The 17,446-nt window shown below is 58.9% G+C and carries 17 protein-coding genes and 1 tRNA gene; 10 read left to right on the top strand and 8 right to left on the bottom strand.

Annotation, left to right across the window (positions count from 1 at the left end; genetic code table 11):
- Window positions 1-31 precede the first annotated feature (31 nt).
- Entirely contained in the window at window positions 32-3,097 is a 3,066-nt protein-coding gene (locus AC2FEE_RS18580; protein ID WP_496866826.1) for an aminotransferase class III-fold pyridoxal phosphate-dependent enzyme, read from the top strand.
- Window positions 3,098-3,148: 51 nt separating this feature from the next.
- On the opposite strand, the gene AC2FEE_RS18585 is transcribed toward AC2FEE_RS18580, so the two are convergent.
- Window positions 3,149-3,625, bottom strand: a complete 477-nt coding sequence (locus tag AC2FEE_RS18585; protein ID WP_496866827.1) for a hypothetical protein — start codon at window positions 3,623-3,625, stop codon at window positions 3,149-3,151.
- A complete protein-coding gene (gene hemP, locus AC2FEE_RS18590; RefSeq protein WP_170332270.1) occupies window positions 3,622-3,789 on the bottom strand; it encodes a hemin uptake protein HemP in 168 nt (55 codons plus the stop codon). The genes AC2FEE_RS18585 and hemP overlap by 4 nt, the downstream gene beginning before the upstream one ends.
- A 225-nt stretch (window positions 3,790-4,014) precedes the next feature.
- Here hemP and gph point away from each other — a divergent pair, with 225 nt between their 5' ends.
- Window positions 4,015-4,689, top strand: a complete 675-nt coding sequence (gph, locus tag AC2FEE_RS18595) for a phosphoglycolate phosphatase (protein WP_496866828.1) — start codon at window positions 4,015-4,017, stop codon at window positions 4,687-4,689.
- A gap of 601 nt (window positions 4,690-5,290) precedes the next feature.
- Here the strand turns inward: gph and urtE are convergent.
- From urtE to urtA, 5 genes are read right to left on the bottom strand one after another with little or no spacing between them, the layout of a single operon-like run.
- Complete coding sequence (gene urtE, locus AC2FEE_RS18600; RefSeq protein WP_496866829.1) at window positions 5,291-5,986, bottom strand: urea ABC transporter ATP-binding subunit UrtE; 696 nt, start codon at window positions 5,984-5,986, stop codon at window positions 5,291-5,293.
- 3 nt (window positions 5,987-5,989) lie between these two features.
- Entirely contained in the window at window positions 5,990-6,730 is a 741-nt protein-coding gene (urtD, locus tag AC2FEE_RS18605) for an urea ABC transporter ATP-binding protein UrtD (RefSeq protein ID WP_496866830.1), read from the bottom strand.
- On the bottom strand, window positions 6,727-7,956 hold the full coding sequence (urtC, locus tag AC2FEE_RS18610) for an urea ABC transporter permease subunit UrtC (RefSeq protein ID WP_496866831.1): 1,230 nt from the start codon (window positions 7,954-7,956) through the stop codon (window positions 6,727-6,729). The genes urtD and urtC overlap by 4 nt, the downstream gene beginning before the upstream one ends.
- Before the next feature lie 3 nt (window positions 7,957-7,959).
- On the bottom strand, window positions 7,960-9,912 hold the full coding sequence (urtB, locus tag AC2FEE_RS18615) for an urea ABC transporter permease subunit UrtB (RefSeq protein ID WP_496866832.1): 1,953 nt from the start codon (window positions 9,910-9,912) through the stop codon (window positions 7,960-7,962).
- A 58-nt stretch (window positions 9,913-9,970) separates the two neighbouring features.
- Entirely contained in the window at window positions 9,971-11,251 is a 1,281-nt protein-coding gene (urtA, locus tag AC2FEE_RS18620) for an urea ABC transporter substrate-binding protein (protein ID WP_496866833.1), read from the bottom strand.
- 434 nt (window positions 11,252-11,685) lie between these two features.
- Here urtA and AC2FEE_RS18625 point away from each other — a divergent pair, with 434 nt between their 5' ends.
- From AC2FEE_RS18625 to ureG, 8 genes are all read left to right on the top strand, one after another.
- Window positions 11,686-12,468 (top strand): urease accessory protein UreD, encoded by a 783-nt coding sequence (locus AC2FEE_RS18625; protein ID WP_496866834.1) that lies wholly within the window; start codon window positions 11,686-11,688, stop codon window positions 12,466-12,468.
- 1 nt (window position 12,469) lies between these two features.
- Window positions 12,470-12,772, top strand: coding sequence for an urease subunit gamma (locus AC2FEE_RS18630; RefSeq protein ID WP_496866835.1), 303 nt, complete (start codon window positions 12,470-12,472; stop codon window positions 12,770-12,772).
- Between the two features lie 15 nt (window positions 12,773-12,787).
- Window positions 12,788-12,949, top strand: coding sequence for a peptidase M23 (locus AC2FEE_RS18635; RefSeq protein WP_496866836.1), 162 nt, complete (start codon window positions 12,788-12,790; stop codon window positions 12,947-12,949).
- Entirely contained in the window at window positions 12,946-13,251 is a 306-nt protein-coding gene (locus AC2FEE_RS18640; protein ID WP_496866837.1) for an urease subunit beta, read from the top strand. Before AC2FEE_RS18635 ends, AC2FEE_RS18640 begins: the two co-directional genes overlap by 4 nt.
- Window positions 13,251-14,960: an urease subunit alpha gene (gene ureC / locus AC2FEE_RS18645; protein ID WP_496866838.1), complete on the top strand. Its 1,710-nt coding sequence runs from the start codon at window positions 13,251-13,253 to the stop codon at window positions 14,958-14,960. Before AC2FEE_RS18640 ends, ureC begins: the two co-directional genes overlap by 1 nt.
- A 389-nt stretch (window positions 14,961-15,349) precedes the next feature.
- On the top strand, window positions 15,350-15,802 hold the full coding sequence (locus AC2FEE_RS18650) for an urease accessory protein UreE (protein ID WP_496866839.1): 453 nt from the start codon (window positions 15,350-15,352) through the stop codon (window positions 15,800-15,802).
- Window positions 15,786-16,439 carry an urease accessory protein UreF gene (locus AC2FEE_RS18655; protein ID WP_496866840.1) on the top strand — a complete coding sequence of 218 codons (654 nt, stop codon included), beginning with the start codon at window positions 15,786-15,788 and terminating at the stop codon, window positions 16,437-16,439. The genes AC2FEE_RS18650 and AC2FEE_RS18655 overlap by 17 nt, the downstream gene beginning before the upstream one ends.
- The gene (ureG, locus tag AC2FEE_RS18660; RefSeq protein WP_496866841.1) at window positions 16,436-17,080 is read left to right on the top strand and encodes an urease accessory protein UreG; all 645 of its coding nucleotides are present in this window, start codon (window positions 16,436-16,438) and stop codon (window positions 17,078-17,080) included. The genes AC2FEE_RS18655 and ureG overlap by 4 nt, the downstream gene beginning before the upstream one ends.
- 289 nt (window positions 17,081-17,369) lie before the next feature.
- Here ureG and AC2FEE_RS18665 read toward each other — a convergent pair.
- A tRNA-Met gene (locus AC2FEE_RS18665) sits at window positions 17,370-17,446 on the bottom strand.

Genomic DNA, 17,446 nt, shown 5'->3' on the forward strand with positions numbered 1-17,446 from the left:
GACACCCAGTGATAAAGGGACTGGAGATCGTATGAGCGGCATGACGGAGTTTTGGGCGGTTGCCCTGCGCGAGCATTGGGGACTGGACGCCAAGTTGGAGCGCCTGGATGGCGAATACGACCTGAACTTTATGGTTCGGGCAACGAACGGCCAGGATTACGTGCTCAAGGTCATGCGCGCGGGTTGTGAGGCCGAATTCGTGGACCTGCAAGTCAAGGCGTTGGCGCATATCGAGGACGAAGCACCAGGGCTACCGTTCCCGCAGGTGTTCCCGGACCTGAACGGAGCGCTGCTGCCCGAGATTGCCGATCAGAAGGGTGAGATGCGGCTGGCCTGGCTGCTCGAATGCCTGCCGGGGCAGTGCTATGCCAAAACAGCACCCAAATCTGAAGAACTGATCCTGAAGCTGGGTCGTGTTTTGGGCGCGACCGACAAAGCGCTGGAGCAGTTTTCCCATGACGGGTTGCATCGCGCGGATTTCAAATGGGATCTGACGCAGGCGGGCTGGATCGCCGATCAGTTGGATGCGATTGCTGATCCCGCGCGCCGTGAGTTGCTGTCCGAGATTTGCGGCAAATTCGACGCGATTTCCGGGCAACTGACAGCCTTGCCCAAACAGGCAATCCACAACGATGCCAACGACTATAACATTCTGGTCGAGGGTGAGTTGGGGCAACGCCAGAGCGTCTCGGGGCTGATTGATCTGGGCGACATGTGCGCGGCCCCGCGTATCTGCGATCTGGCGATTGCGGGCGCTTATATCATTCTGGACCATCCCAAACCCGAACGCGCATTGGCAGCGCTGGTGCGTGGCTATCACGCGTCTAACCGACTGCGCGCGGATGAGGTCGATCTGATCTGGCCGTTGCTGCGGATGCGGTTGGCCGTGTCCATCGTGAACTCCACCCTGATGGCTGTGGAAAACCCGGATGATCCTTACGTGACCATCAGTCAGGCCCCGGCTTGGCGGTTCCTTGAGAATAAAGGCGTCAATGGCGGACTGATGGCTGCGCGTTTGCGGACAGCCTGCTATTTACCTGTCGCAGACGGGGTTGAGCGCATCCGCGCCTATTTGTCCGAGCACCGCGGCCAATTTGCCCCAATGTTCGGCCAGGATCTGAGTGATGCGCCCATGGGTTCGCTGTCCGTCGAGAACTCGACCTGGCCACAAAACCCGTTTCATATGCCGCTGGAAGAAGCCGCCCGCGTGGGCGAAGAATTCGGAGAGGGCCTTTGGCTGGGTTATTACAACGAACCCCGTCTGATCTATGCGGAACCCGGGTTCCGCAAAGGGCCGTGGAAGGCGTCTGACCGGCGCACCGTGCATCTGGCGGTGGATGTGTTTGCCCCGGCGGGCACCGTCTTGCATGCACCGATGAGTGGAAGGGTCGAAGCGGTCGAGAACCGCGATACGCATCTGGACTATGGCGGCGTGGTGATCCTGCATCACGACACGCCCGAAGGTGATCCGTTCTATACGCTCTACGGTCATCTGGACCCCGAGGTCTGCGACCGGTTGAACCCGGGTGATCCGGTGGCCCAGGGCGCGGCCTTTGCCCAGCTGGGAGATGCCAGCCAGAACGGCGGCTGGGCCCCGCATGTGCATTTCCAATTGGCTCTTACCAAGGACGGAATGCAAAACGACTGGCCCGGCGTCGGCGATCCGGATGAGATGGAGCTGTGGCACGCCATCTGCCCCAACCCGGCAGCGTTGCTGAACCTGCCGGATGAAAAAGTATTCTACAGCCCGACCAACAAGCACACGATCCTGCAGGGGCGGCATGATCATTTCGGAGGCAATCTCAGCCTGACCTATGACGATCCGGTCATGCTGATGCGCGGATGGAAGCACCACCTGTTTGACGAATGGGGTCGCCCTTATCTGGATGCTTACAACAATGTCCCGCATGTGGGGCACGCACACCCGCGCATCCTGGCGGTCGCGGCGGATCAGCTGAAACGGATGAATTCGAACACCCGTTATCTGCACCCGGCACAGACCGCGTTTGCCGACAAGGTGTTGTCGAAACTGCCGGATCATTTCGAGGTCTGTTTCTTTGTCAACTCGGGCACCGAGGCCAATGAACTGGCCCTCCGGCTGGCGCGCGCCCATACTGGGGCTAAGGGGATCGTGACGCCGGATCACGGTTATCACGGGAACACCAACGCGGCCGTTGCGATCTCGGCCTACAAGTTCAACAAGCCGGGCGGGATCGGTCAGGCCGATTGGGTCGAACTGGTTGAAGTGGCGGACGACTACCGGGGGTCGTTCAAACGCGACGATGCCGATCGCGCCCAGAAATACGCCGATTTGGTGGACCCTGCGATTGCAGCCCTGCAGGACAAGGGACACGGCGTGGCCGGTTTCATCGCCGAGACCTTCCCCTCGGTCGGTGGTCAGATCATTCCGCCCAAGGGCTACCTGCCTGCCGTTTATGAGAAAATCCGGGCGGCGGGCGGTGTCTGTATCGCCGATGAAGTACAAACCGGGCTGGGGCGTCTCGGCGAATACTATTTCGGTTTTGAACATCAGGGCGCGCTGCCGGATATCGTCGTCATGGGCAAACCCATCGGCAATGGCCACCCTTTGGGCGTGCTGGTGACAACTAAGGAGATTGCCCGCAGCTTTGACAACGGGATCGAGTTCTTCTCGACATTCGGCGGCTCCACACTCTCTTGCCGGATCGGCAAAGAGGTTTTAGACATCGTCGATGACGAAGGCCTGCAGGACAATGCCCGTGAAATGGGCACGCGCCTGATGGATGGCCTGCGCCAGATCGAGGCTGATTTCGGTTGCGTCGGTGACGTGCGGGGCATGGGCCTGTTTCTGGGGGTCGAACTGATCAACCCCGACGGGTCCGAGGGCACCGAGATCTGCAAATACGTCAAGAACCGGATGCGCGATCACCGCATCCTGATCGGCAGCGAAGGGCCAAAGGACAACATCCTGAAAATCCGCCCGCCTCTGACCATTGAGGCCGAGGATGTGGACATGATCCTTTGGGCGCTGCGGGGTGTATTGGCTGAGGTCGGTGACTACACCCCTGCCCCGACCTGCGATCATGATCACCATCACGCCGGATGCGGGTGCTGCTGACAAGAAAAACCCCGGCACGAGGGAGCCGGGGTTTTACGCTTTCAGGCTGTTTTAGTGCAGCATGGCTGCGGGAGGTACATGCCCGGTCGTGGGTATTGGAACAGACGCCGTCATGCGACGCAGTGCCAGTCCAAGTTCTTCGGACAATGAGGCCAATGCGGGAGCGAAATCCGCCCGGACAATCAGCGAGGCCATCATCATTGCGTCTTCGCGATCCCCTTCAGAGGCCGCTGCGATCATCTGCGCAAAGCAATTCTCATCCGCGCCCAGACAGGAACAGCCCAGCCCGTGGCGGATCAGCGGACGGCGCCCGTGATGCGCGCACAACGAACACAATTGATCCAACGTCATCATCGCGGCGTGTCCGCTTTCTGCGCCCAGCGCGATTTGAAAGTCACTGGCAGCGTCCGAACGACCCTGCGCACCGTCACCCCAGAGCCGCAGATACATCACGGCGCCGGCTTCAACCGGGCTCAGGTCAGCAAGGCGACCAACGGCCGCCCCACCGCGAGGGTGGCTGCTGCTCATTTCGTCAGGATCAGCTTGCCGGCGCGGGTGATGCGCAAGGTATACAACTGGTCGCCCAGCTCGATATGGGCGAGGTTTCCACCCTTGGTCAGGTCCTCGGCCTTATGGGCAGGCAGCATGGACACGGCGTAGGATTGGCTGGGATTCGGGTTCTGCATATTCATCAGGACAACTCCAAGTGGTCTCAGGCGAAATGCCTTGATCTGTTCGCGTTTTTCTCGATCTGGCTGACCCGAAATGGGGTTGGCTGCTCACTTCTCGTTTAATCTGATTATTTTACTCAGGTATGTCAAGCCAGTTCTGACAGATTTTCCAAACCAATGTGATTGTGTCAAAAAACCAGGCGGGATAGAGGTCATTTGCGAGACATTAAACAGACGGGGCTGCCGATGAGCGCGACAATCATGTTCGATCTGGACGGGACGCTGGTGGACAGCGTTGCGGACATTGCCGCCGCGGCCAACAGGATGTTACACGACAACGACGTGGCTGCCCTGCCTTTGGAACAGGTTCAAAAATTCGTAGGCAACGGCCTGCCCAAACTGGTGGAGCGTGTGATCCTGCATTGTAATCTTTCAATGGACCGTCACGCAGATCTGACCCAACAGACCCTGACGTACTACAACGCCGCGGCCAGTGACAAAACCATCGTCTATCCCGGCGTGATGCGGGCGCTGGAACAGTTGCGCAACATGGGCTGCGTGTTGGGTGTCTGCACCAACAAACCCGAGGCCCCTGCGCGTCACGTGCTCGAGGCAATGAACCTGGCGCATCATTTCGACGCTGTTCTGGGTGGCGACAGCCTGCACACCCGCAAGCCGGACCCGGCCCATCTGGAGGCCAGTTTCGCCGCCGTCGCCCCTTCTGGGCCGTGGCTTTTCGTGGGTGACAGCGAGGTAGATGCAGAAACGGCCTGCCGTGCGCAAGTGCCGTTTCTTCTGTTCACCGAAGGCTATCGCAAATCACCGGTCGCCGAGATTCCGCACACAGTCAGCTACGGCGACTCGTCAGAGCTTCCGGCACTTGTCACGCACGTTCTGCAGTCGTTGGGGGAAGACGAGTAGGCAGGTTTGGGGGATCGGAACGGTTTGCAGCAGTTTACTGAGGGGCCGGCCGAGGGGGTATGTAGCCAGCCCCTCATAGGGGAAAAGTGGTATCGTTCGAAATGATCCGATCAATAAGCTATGGTTAACGAATTACCCCATTTCCCGGTATTGGGGGTTTCCCGTAGGTCGTCAAAGGCCGTTGAAATCGCGAGGTTATTTTTTGCTTTTTTGTGCCTCGGATCGGATTGTAATCAGAAAACTCCTTGGCAACGCCCTTTCCGATAAGAAAATGGCGGGGTGGCACCACTCCGCCTGTCATCTCTGCAAGCACTGCTGCGCGCCGACCGAAAGCAAATGCCTTCCTGTTTGCGGTGTTCGTCCAGCTTTGGGGAACAGATCGCAATGCCGCTGAAGCGACCAACCAACCCGAGGCGTAAACTGCGCAAGTTGCAGGACTGAGAATACGGCTTCAATGATCCCGAGGGCAAAGCCGGAACGGACCAGTCGCCAGATCGAAGAAAAAACTGCGTTTGGGCCAACCCGATCACGGTACTCAGTTCGGTGGACCAACTCAGTACCATTTCTCAGAATGTACGCTCTTTGCCCGACGCACAGATCTCTAAACGGTGACTCCCTGCAAGACCTGATCACGTGAAAGGTCCGCCTTAAGACCTGACATCAGGATTTCCCCGCGGCGCAAAACGACAAACCGGTCGGCGAGATCATAGGCGAAGTCGAAATACTGCTCGACCAGAACGATAGCCATTTCACCCTGGGTTCGCAGATGGCGGATTACCTCTCCGATCTGCTGGATGATGTTGGGCTGAATACCCTCGGTCGGCTCATCCAACAGCAGAAGGCGCGGCTTGGTGATCAGGGCGCGCGCGATGGCCAATTGCTGCTGCTGCCCCCCCGACAGGTCCCCACCCCGCCGATTCTGCATTTTCTTGAGCACCGGGAACAGTTCGAAGATCTCATCCGGGATGAAGTGTTCGCTGGCGGGCAAGCAGGCGAACCCTGTTTCCAAGTTTTCGCGCACGGTCAGCAACGGGAAGATCTCTCGCCCCTGCGGGACATAAGCTACACCTTTCCACGCCATCTTGTGCGCGGACAGGATGCCCAGTTCCTCGCCGTTCAGCGCCACCTGGCCGCCCGAGCGCGGATGGGTGCCGGATATGGCCTTGATCAGGCTGGTCTTGCCGACGCCATTGGTACCCATCAGGCAAGTGACTTCTCCCTGAGCCGCCTCCATCGAGATTCCATAGAGGATTTGCGAGTGCCCATAGTGCAACGTCAGATCATTCAATTTCAGCATCGCTCAGCGCCCCAGATAGACGTCAATGACGTCCTGATTTGATGTCACGTGGCCCAGAGAACCCTCGGCCAGAACCGCACCTTCATGCAGAACGGTGACCTTGCAGTTCAGACGGCGGACGAACTCCATGTCGTGTTCGACGACCACCACGGCACGGGTCTTGGCAGCCTGCACCAGCAGGTCGGTGGTGTGTTCGCGTTCCTTCGGGGTCATGCCCGCAGCGGGTTCGTCGACCAGAAGAAGACGCGGTTCCTGCGCCAGCAACATTCCGATCTCGAGCCATTGTTTTTGCCCATGGCTGAGTTCGCCCGACTTGCGTGTCAACTCGTCCCTCAACCCGATCTCGGCGGCCAGGTTTTCGACCTTCTCCAGGTCAACAGGTGAGGGACGATAGAACAAAACGCCCAGCCAACCGCGTTTGTTTTTCAGCGCCATCAGCAGGTTTTCCTGCACGGTCTGATCTTCGAACACAGTGGGTTTCTGGAACTTCCGCCCGATCCCCGCCTGCGCGATCTTGGCCTCGCTCATCCGCAGCAGCGAGACGGACTTTTCACCCCAGATCACGCGGCCTTCATCAGGCCGGGTCTTGCCTGTAACGATATCCATGAAGGTGGTTTTGCCGGCCCCGTTTGGCCCAATCACGGCGCGTAGTTCGACCTCGCCAATCTGGAAGGAGAGGTTATTGATTGCGCGAAACCCGTCAAAAGTGACTGAAACACCGCTGACTTCTAAAAGAGTGCTCATTCGATGGCCTCCTTCTCGCGCAGAGACCCGTCGTCAGGACCCAGATTGGCACCATGGCGATCGGGGTGGTGGCGGTTGGTCCACAGATCGAACAGCCCTCCTATCCCTTGCGGGGCGAACAGAGTGACCAGCACGAAGGACACGCCCAGCAGCACCTGCCACCAGTCGACCCACTTGATCGTGAAAAACCCAAGCGGGATATCCGGGACCTGCCCGCCGGTGAACCATGTACTGAGCAGGCTGACAAAGGCCGCGCCGATGACAGCTCCGTACAGGCGACCACGTCCGCCAATGGCGACCCAGACGGCGAGGTAGATCGAGGCGATGGGGGCGATTTCCTCTGGGTTGATGATGCCTGCCTGCGGGTAATACAGCGCACCTGCGACGGCAGCGATGCAAGCGGTCAGGGTGAAGACGGCCAGTTTGTAGACCTCGACGGAATATCCCAGGAACCGCACCCGCGCCTCGTTATCGCGGATGCCTCGGATGACCGAGCCGAACTTGCCTGACACGATCCACGCCGCCAGCATGTAACCCAGGCCTAGCGCGAGCGCCGAAGCCCAGAGGAACCAGATCGACACTACGTCTTGGGAGGCGGTGACACCGGGGAGGTTCTGCAGGCCAGACAGGCCGTTATTCCCACGTAACCCGCTGTCGTTCTGGAACAGGTACAGTGCCAAGGCCAGTGTCATCGCCTGCGTCAGGATCGAGAGGTACACGCCCGTAACTCGGCTGCGAAAGGCCAGCCAGCCGAAGATCAGTGCCAGCAGGCCGGGCACCAGTAACAACAGCACCAGTTGCAACACCAGACTGTCCGAGAACGCCCAGATCAGTGGGAATTCGGACGATCCGACCACACCGAATATTTGCGTGCCTATGGCATCCACGACTTCGGATGGGGTTGGTGGGATGTCGGCCTGCGACAGGGATTCGACCACGATCAGACGGGTGCGCTCGTACATCAGCCACATGCCGATCATGTAACCGCCCAGCCCGAAGAAAGCGAAATGACCCAGTGACAGAATGCCGGTGAAGCCCCAGACCAGATCCATCGCAACCGCAATCAGGCACAGGCACAGGGTCTTGCCCAGCGTCTTGACGAAACTGGTCGAGATCACGCCGATCCCAAAACCTTCGGACAGAACGGTGACCATCAGGGTGAACAGGGACAGGAGGGCCAGAAAGACCAGCACCGAGGGGTTTTTGGCGACAAAGCTGCGTTCCATGGCTCAATCCCCCGCCGCGCGGCCTTTCAGGGCGATGATGCCCCGTGGCCGGAATTGGATGAAAATGATGATGAAGATAATCATGTAGGTTTGGGCTGCGAGGGTGTTCGACGGGTTCATCCATTCGATCCCTTTCTGCAGGAAGCCAATCATCCCGGCCCCTGCCAGCGCACCCCAGATGTTGCCGACACCGCCCACGACCACGGTCATGAAGCTTTGTACGATATAGTCGCTGCCCAGATCCGACGTGACCTTGGCGAAGAGGCCGATAGCAACCCCCGCGATCCCGGCGATGCCAGAACCTAACCCGAAAGTCAGCATATTCACCCGCCCCGGATTGATCCCCATCGACCCGGCCATGCGCGGGTTCTGCGTCACGGCACGCATTTCAAGGCCAAGCCGCGTGCGTTTCATGATGTAGAGGAACAGCCCCAGAAAGATCATCGCCAGCGCAAAAATCGCGATACGGATAAAGCTGATTGAAACCACATCGTTCAGCACCCACGCCCCGTCCAACCAGCCGGGCGCAGTCAGCGGACGCGCCTGTGTGCCAAAGATATTCTTGGCCAACTGTTGCAGGGCTATCGAGATACCGAAGGTGGCCAGCAGCGTCTCCAACGGGCGGGCATAGAGCCAGCGGATCACCAGCCGTTCCATCGCAACACCCATCGCGAAGGTCACCGCAAAGGCCATCGGGATGGCGACGATGATCGAGAGTGTATGATCCGGGATGAACTGCTGCACCACATAACCTGTGTACGCGCCCATCATGATGAACTCGCCGTGGGCCATATTGATCACACCCATCACCCCGAAGGTGATGGCGAGGCCGATAGCGGCCAGAAAATAGATCGACGCCAGTGAGATCGCGTCCAGCGTCAGATCGAGCGTCTGGTTAAGGCCGACCTTCAGCTCGATCTGTTCCAGCGCCTTTTCGGCGGCGGCGGTTACTTCGGGTGAGGGCTCGACAAAGGATTCAAAGAACACATGCGCACCCAGCCCGGCATCGATATCGGCCTGCGTGACCAAAGCGGGCACCACCCCGGCCTCCGCAAGTGCCGCATACGCGTGCGCACGCGACGCGTCCGAGTTCAACTGCGCGACAGGAATGCCTCCGACCCGCCCGCCGTCGATATTGGCGGACAACGCAGTGCGAATATCATCAGGAGAAACCCGCGGAGCAGCCAGATCGCGCGCGACCAACAGGTCATAAGCCTCGGCCTTGCTCAGCGCGTCCGAGCCCGGCTCAAGTATCGCAGCGATGTTGGCATCCGCTGGCCTCTCGGCAGCGACTTGCCGTTTGGTCTCGACCAGAGGGTTCAATGCCGCGCGGACATCAACACCCAAATCGTCCGACATTTCTTCAATCGCGGCCACGCGCGCCGCCGTATCTTCGTCATAGCCGATGGTCAGCAGCCGCTCGAGCCGTTGTTTCTGTGCTTTTAGATCAGCATCGGGTTCTTCGTCGATCGAGGCCCGCAGAGGTTCCAGCAAGGTACCAGCGGGATCACGCTGAATAGAACGCAACGCCACCGAACGCTTGGCCCGGCTTGGGTCCATCAGCTGGAATTGCACCAGCGCTGTGCCGATCATCGCGCGGACACCGCTGTTGGGTTTCATCTGTTTCAGGTCGGATTTTTTGAATGTGCCAATTGTCTCGCCCGTATCGAAGTCGGTCAGTTCATACGACCGCCCCTCGACCTTTTTGCCCGCAAAGAACATACCATCCGACTTGCGCATCCACATGTTCTTGGCGGCCCATGTCTCGAGCATTATCTGCGCCTGCGGCAATCCGCTGGCCGCGATCTCATCGATTGCTGGTTTGATCGTCTTGCGCGAGCTTTTGGCGATGATCTCCTGATGCTGTTGCAGGATCGGTTGCAGCCCACCCTCTTGCGCGTTGGCGGTCAGGCAGGCGCACAGGATTGCGAGGCCCGCAAGGAAAAGTCGTAACATGTGGTGGAACCCGAATGTCTTGGGCAAGGCGGGCGGTCACACCCGCCTTGCGTATCGTTTAGTAGTTCGACAGAGTCTGAACGCAGGTCTCGGTCTCGGTATTGTACATACCGCAGCCCAGATCTTTCCAATCCGATTTAAGCACCGCCGATTCCGGCAGGTAATCGGTCCAGGCGTCTCCCGGCACAACTTCGGTTTCACTGATGATATCGAATTGACCGTCTTCCTGAATCTCACCGATCAGAACCGGTTTCGCCAGATGATGGTTCGTCAGCATCACGGCAGTGCCGCCAGTCAGGTTCGGGAACTCCTGCCCGTACATTGCCGCACGCACGGCATCGACTTCGGTCGAACCCGCTTCGGTCACGGCGTTCACCCACATGTTGAAGCCGATGTAATGCGCCTCCATTGGGTCATTGGTCACACGCTCGTCGCCCATGGTCGCTTTCCATGTTTCGACGAATTCAGCGTTGGCCTCGGTGTCCGCCGACTGGAAATAGTTCCATGCCGCGAGGTGACCAACGAGGTTGGCCGTGTCCAGCCCCGACAGTTCCTCTTCACCGACCGAGAAGGCCACGACCGGAATGTCATCCGCTGAAACGCCTGCGGCAGCCAGCTCTTTATAGAAGCCGATGTTCGCGTCGCCGTTGATGGTCGAGATTACTCCGACCTTCTTACCGTCCGCGCCCAACGCGACCACGTCGGCCACAATCTTGGACCAGTCGGAATGACCAAAGGGGGTGTAGTTGACGAAGATATCCTCGTCCGCAATGCCCTTACCTTTCAGGTAGCTTTCGAGGATGTTGTTGGTAGTGCGCGGGTAAACGTAGTCAGTGCCCAGCAGCGCAAACTTCTCGACCCCCAGCTCATCCAGGAAATAGTCAGTTGCCGGAATCGCCTGTTGGTTCGGCGCAGCACCAGTGTAGAAGACGTTCTTAGAGGACTCCTCGCCCTCATACTGAACCGGATAGAACAGCAGGCCGTTCAGCTCTTCGATCACAGGCAGAACCGACTTTCGGCTGACCGAGGTCCAGTTGCCAAAGATCACGTCCACCTCATGCACGGTCAGCAATTCGCGCGCTTTTTCGGCGAACAGGGGCCAGTCTGAGGCAGGGTCGACCACAACGGCCTCAAGCTGTTTACCCAGCAGCCCGCCCTTGGCATTTTGCTGTTCGATCAGCATCAGCATGGTGTCTTTCAACGTGGTCTCCGAGATCGCCATGGTACCGGACAGCGAGTGCAGCACGCCAATCTTGATGGTGTCTTCGGCCGACAGGGCAGCTGTAGCCATGGCTGCGAAAACCGCCGAACCGGCGAGTGTGGCTTTGAGAGACTTCATGTAATCCTCCTGGCGGGTTCCGCGGCAGAAGGCTTGCGCATGGGCACATTCTTCTTCTACCTGATCCCCGCAACTGTTGTTGCGTTCCGTGTGGCGGTTGTGTCCGAGGTCCAATTCGCGCAGCCGTCACACACCCCCGGGGTCCGTCCCCGTGGCGGGCACTCATACGGTTTCTGCATTGCGGCAAACTTGGCAAATTGCAGACCCTGCCAATTCGTTAATTTGACCCTGTCTGCTTAATTTTTGGCCTACCGGCGAGGTTGGCGTCTAAAATTTAGTCACACACTTCGGAAACACTCCCAATTGCGGCATTGCGGAATAGAGTTCCGACGTCCTGGCGGTGAAACAAGAGGCAGAAGTTTGAAACACGCAGGTGCGCCATTACTCAACTCGCCTCCATATTGCCCAAGCAGGTCACTATACCTCCACGTGCCATGGGCTCGATTCGCCTGAGCGCCAAGCAATTGGGCGACCAATCGGTTCTGGACGGGTTTCGCCAGTCGGGTTCGTTCAAGTGCCTGTTTCCTCGGTCTGTCGATCCCGGGCTGGATGCAGTTCTGCTGAATACAGCAGGCGGGATCACCGGAGGCGACTCGTTCCGGTTCACCGGCCACGCTGCTGCGGGCACGACCCTGACCCTGACGACCCAAGCCTGCGAGCGTGCCTACAAGGCGCAGCCCGGCTCTCATGGCCAGATCACCAACCACCTGCACGTCGATGCTGTTGCCAGGCTGAACTGGCTGCCGCAGGAAACCATTCTGTTCAACGGCAGCGCTTTGGACCGGCGCTTGCTGATCGAATTGGCCCCGGCCGCCACTGCATTGATGGTTGAGCCGCTGGTCTTTGGCCGTGCTGCCATGGGCGAGACGCTGACCGATATCCGCCTGCGCGACCGGATCGAGATCAGGCGCGACGGAGCGCAGGTCTTTCTGGATGCCATGCGTTTTACGGGTGATCTGAACGCTCATCTGTCCAAACCCAATATCGCCAACGGCGCCCGGGCCATGGCGCTGGTCGTCTTTGCCTCTGCCACGGCAGAGGGGCAGTTAGCGCCGGTTCGCCGGATACTACCCGAAAGTGCTGGTGCAACGCTGATCCAGAACGATCTGCTGTTGATCCGGATGCTGGCCAAAAGCAGCTTTGCCCTGCGCCGCGCGCTGATGCCGGTATTGAGGCACCTGAACAACGACACTCTTCCCCGATGCTGGATGATCTGACATGAACCTGACCCCCAGAGAAAAAGACAAACTGCTGGTCGCCATGGCCGCCGAGGTTGCGCGAAGGCGGCTGGCGCGCGGCGTCAAGCTGAACCACCCCGAGGCGATTGCCCTGATCACCGACGCCGTGGTCGAAGGCGCACGCGACGGGCGTACGGTCGCCGACATGATGCAGGCCGGGGCCGATGTGATCACCCGTGAGCAATGCATGACAGGCGTGCCCGAGATGATCCAAGAGATTCAGGTCGAGGCCACCTTTCCCGACGGCACCAAGCTTGTGACCGTCCACTACCCTATCCGCTGAAAAAGGAACACAGACATGACCCGTATGCTCTTCCCCGCCCTAATCCTGGCTGGTCCGGCTGCTGCTCATACCGACGCCCATATCCACGCCCATGGCACTGATTATGCCGCGTTGGGCCTTGGCCTGGCGGTGATCGCATTGGCCGCAACCATCCTGATTTCGAAACTGCCGAAATGATCCCTGGAGAGCTGTTCCCGGCCGAGGGCGAGATTACCCTGAACACCGACGCCAAAGCGGTGACCCTGATGGTTGCCAATGCTGGCGACCGCCCGGTGCAGGTGGGCTCACACTATCACTTCGCCGAAACCAACCCGGCTCTGGAGTTCGACCGCGCCGCCGCTCACGGGCTTCGTCTGGACATTGCACCGGGCACTGCCGTGCGGTTCGAACCAGGGCAAGAGCGTGAGGTTTTGCTGATCCCGATCGGCGGAGCACGCAAGGTTTATGGGTTCAACCAAAAGGTCATGGGGGCGCTGTGATGCCAGCACAAATCAAACGCTCTGACTATGCCGCCATGTTCGGCCCCACCACGGGTGACAAGCTGCGGCTGGCCGATACTGATCTGATCATCGAGATCGAACGCGACCTGACCACCTATGGAGAAGAAGTCAAGTTCGGTGGCGGCAAGGTGATCCGAGACGGAATGGGGCAGTCTCAGGTCACGTGCGCCGAGGGGGCCGTGGATACCGTCATCACCAATGCGCTGATCGTGGACCATTCGGGCATCTACAAGGCAGATGTCGGCCTGAAAGACGGGCGTATTTTCAAGATCGGTAAGGCCGGGAACCCGGACACACAATCCGGCGTCGACATCATCATCGGCCCCGGCACCGAGGCCATCGCGGGCGAGGGCCGCATCCTGACCGCTGGTGGCTTCGACAGCCATATCCATTTCATCTGCCCGCAACAGATCGAGGACGCGCTGCATTCCGGCCTGACTACCATGCTGGGCGGTGGCACCGGTCCCGCGCATGGCACACTGGCGACCACCTGCACCCCCGGCCCCTGGCATATCGGGCGGATGATGCAGGCCGCCGATGCATTCCCGATGAATCTGGCATTCGCAGGCAAGGGCAATGCCTCGCTGCCAGCTGCATTGGTAGAACAAGTCAAGGCAGGCGCCTGCGCCCTGAAACTGCATGAGGATTGGGGCACGACACCCGCCGCCATCGACTGCTGCCTGTCGGTAGCGGATGCGATGGATGTTCAGGTGATGGTCCACACCGATACGCTAAACGAGTCCGGCTTCGTGGAAAACACCGTGGCCGCCATGAAAGGCCGCACCATTCACGCCTTTCACACTGAAGGCGCGGGCGGCGGCCACGCCCCCGACATTATCAAGATCTGCGCTGAGAACCACGTTCTGCCCTCCTCGACCAATCCGACGCGCCCCTTCACCGTGAACACGGTCGAGGAACACCTGGACATGCTGATGGTCTGCCACCATCTCGACAAATCCATCCCCGAGGACGTGGCCTTTGCCGAAAGTCGCATCCGGCGTGAGACGATTGCAGCCGAGGACATCCTGCACGACATGGGCGCATTCTCGATCATTGCCTCGGACAGTCAGGCCATGGGCCGGGTCGGAGAGGTTTTGATCCGCACCTGGCAAACCGCTGACAAGATGAAGAAACAACGCGGTCGCCTGCCCGAAGAAGTTGGCGCCAACGACAACCTGCGCGTCCGCCGTTACATCGCCAAGTACACGATCAACCCGGCCGTTGCCCACGGCCTCAGCCATCAGATTGGCAGTATCGCAGAAGGTAAACGGGCTGATCTGGTCCTGTGGAACCCGGCCTTTTTTGGCGTGAAGCCCGAAATGGTTCTGCTGGGCGGCACCATCGCATGTGCCCAGATGGGAGACCCCAATGCTTCAATCCCAACGCCGCAGCCGGTTTACAGCCGGCCGATGTTTGGAGCCCATGGCCGCTCGGTCGAAAATTCGGCGATCACGTTTGTTTCTAAAGCCGCGGAGGCCGAGGGGATCGGTGATGCACTGGGCTTGGCCAAGCAAACCGTCCCCGTGCAAAACACCCGCAACATCGGCAAACGTGACCTGCTGCTAAACGACGCGACCCCCCATATCGAGGTTGACCCAGAAACTTACGAAGTGCGCGCCGATGGCGAACTGCTAACCTGCCAACCCGCCGAAGTGCTGCCGATGGCGCAGAGGTACTTTCTATATTGATCAAAACTTGCGCCGCGTTGCAGCAAGCGCATCCCGGCCATGACCAATCACCCTCTACACAGTGAGACCGAAATGCCAAATTATAAAACCCATGGGAGGACCAACGTAACTCAAGATTTCGAGGGTCCTAATGGCACATACAGCAAATCAAACCACTTCCGGATTTTCCGTTGCCGGTATTCTTTCCGCAGTCGGAAGGTCAATCTATTCGGCCTTAGAACAGTTAGCCGAGTCGCAGTGTCGCGTGAAGAAGATCGAATTCCTGCAGTCACTGAGCGACGACGAACTCGCCAAACGTGGCATCGAACGCGACCGGATTGTTCATCACGTGTTTGCCGACCGTATGGGTATCTGACTGGCGCGCTTCACGTTACAAGGGAGGCGTGCGCATGAACGCCTTTCTTTGCACTGCTCGTCAGTATTCCAATCATATGCACGGGGATCCGGCGGATCACCTTTCACTAACCTATGAAGACCGCTTCCTGCGCCGAAAGGTTCTGACCTGCGATGGCGGCGAGCAAATACTTGTCGATCTGACCCAAACGACATCTCTGGATCACGGTGACGTATTGATTCTGGATGACGGGCGAGAAATCGAAATTCAGGCCGCCCCTGAGGCGCTTTTGGAAATTACTGCCCCTGATCTGACCCGCATTGCATGGCATATCGGCAACCGCCACACGCCCTGCCAGGTCGAAAAGAGCCGTTTACTCATCCAGGTAGACCATGTGATCCGCGACATGCTGATGAAACTCGGTGCCGAAATTCGGGAAACCGTCGAACCCTTCACTCCCGAAGGTGGCGCATATGGCCACGGCAGAACCCATGGCCACTCCCACTGACGCTGATATCCTGACTCTGACTCAATGGCTGTCACCTGCTTATCCGGTGGGCGGGTTCGCCTATTCGCACGGGCTGGAATGGGCCATTGAAAGCGGCACTGTTTCATGCGTTGCAGAAACGGGCGACTGGATCGCGGATGTGATCGAGTATGGATCAGGACGCAACGATTGTATTTTTTTGACCGCGGCGTACCGGGCCGGCTCTTACGATACGCTGGCAGATATCGACCAGACCGCGCGGGCATTTTCCGCCTCGTCCGAACGACTGATGGAAACGCGTCTGTTGGGCGAGGCGTTTTGCGGCGTGACTTCACGCATCTGGGGGATGGATATGGGCAGCCTGGCCTACCCGGTTGCCATTGGCCATGCCGCAGCTGTCCGGGAGCTGCCACTTGGCCTGACGGCACAAATGTTTCTTCAGGCTTTCATGTCCAATCTGGTAGCCTGCGCCACCCGGCTGGTGCCGTTGGGCCAAACCGATGGTCAACGGCTGATCCGCGATCTGACCCTTTTGTGCCAGCGTGTTGCCTTAGAATCGATCGACGCCGTGCTGGACGATCTGGGAGCGACCGCTTTCCTGCCAGATATCGCGTCGATGAAACACGAAACTCAATATTCAAGGATGTTCCGAACATGAGCAGCATGAACGGCCCTCTGCGCGTGGGCATCGGTGGCCCGGTGGGCGCAGGCAAAACCACCCTGACCGCGGCGTTGTCCGAGGCACTGCGTGGCAAGGTCTCAGTCGGAGTGATCACTAACGACATCTACACCCGCGAGGATGCCGAAGCGCTGATGCGCATGCAGGTCCTGCCGCAGGACCGGATCATCGGTGTGGAAACAGGTGGCTGCCCGCATACGGCGATCCGCGAGGACGCTTCAATCAACTTAGCTGCAGTGGCAGAAATGCAAAAGCGGCACCCGGATGTAGAGGTGGTGCTTATTGAAAGCGGCGGCGACAACCTGTCGGCCACGTTCAGCCCCGAACTGGCGGATGTCACTCTCTACGTGATCGACGTGGCAGCCGGCGAAGAGATTCCCCGCAAGGGCGGCCCTGCGATCACAAAATCCGACGTCTTAATCATCAACAAGACAGATCTGGCCCCCCATGTCGGTGCCTCTCTTGAGGTAATGGACCGCGACGCCACCCGCATGCGAAACGGTCGGCCGTTTGTGTTCTCATCCCTGCGGCAAAGACAGGGCATCGAATCCATTGTGACCCATCTTGCGCAGATTGGCGGGCTGGACATACCTTTTATAGAGGAAACGGCCGTATCCTAGTTCAGCTAGTGCGTCTGGAACAATTGCTTCCGAACCACACGGCAAACCGCACGAAAAAAGCAGTTCGACGGCGAACTCAGGCCCGTTGTCTGCACGGTAATATTAAGCCGAATCTCTTTAAGTGGAGCCTCGCGCCCCTTTCGGGGACTTGTGCGCATTGTCTGTGTTGCGGCTCTACCATAAGGAGTTTTCACCCCGTTTGTTTCCACAGTGCTTCCAGTGGGTTTGGTGCAACGCAAAAAGCCTCGCGTGATGCGAGGCTAAATGCTTGATATCTGTCACTAAGTTTTGGTTGCGGGAGTAGGATTTGAACCTACGACCTTCAGGTTATGAGCCTGACGAGCTACCGGGCTGCTCCATCCCGCG

The organism is Ruegeria sp. YTSC199 (genome assembly GCF_059609725.1).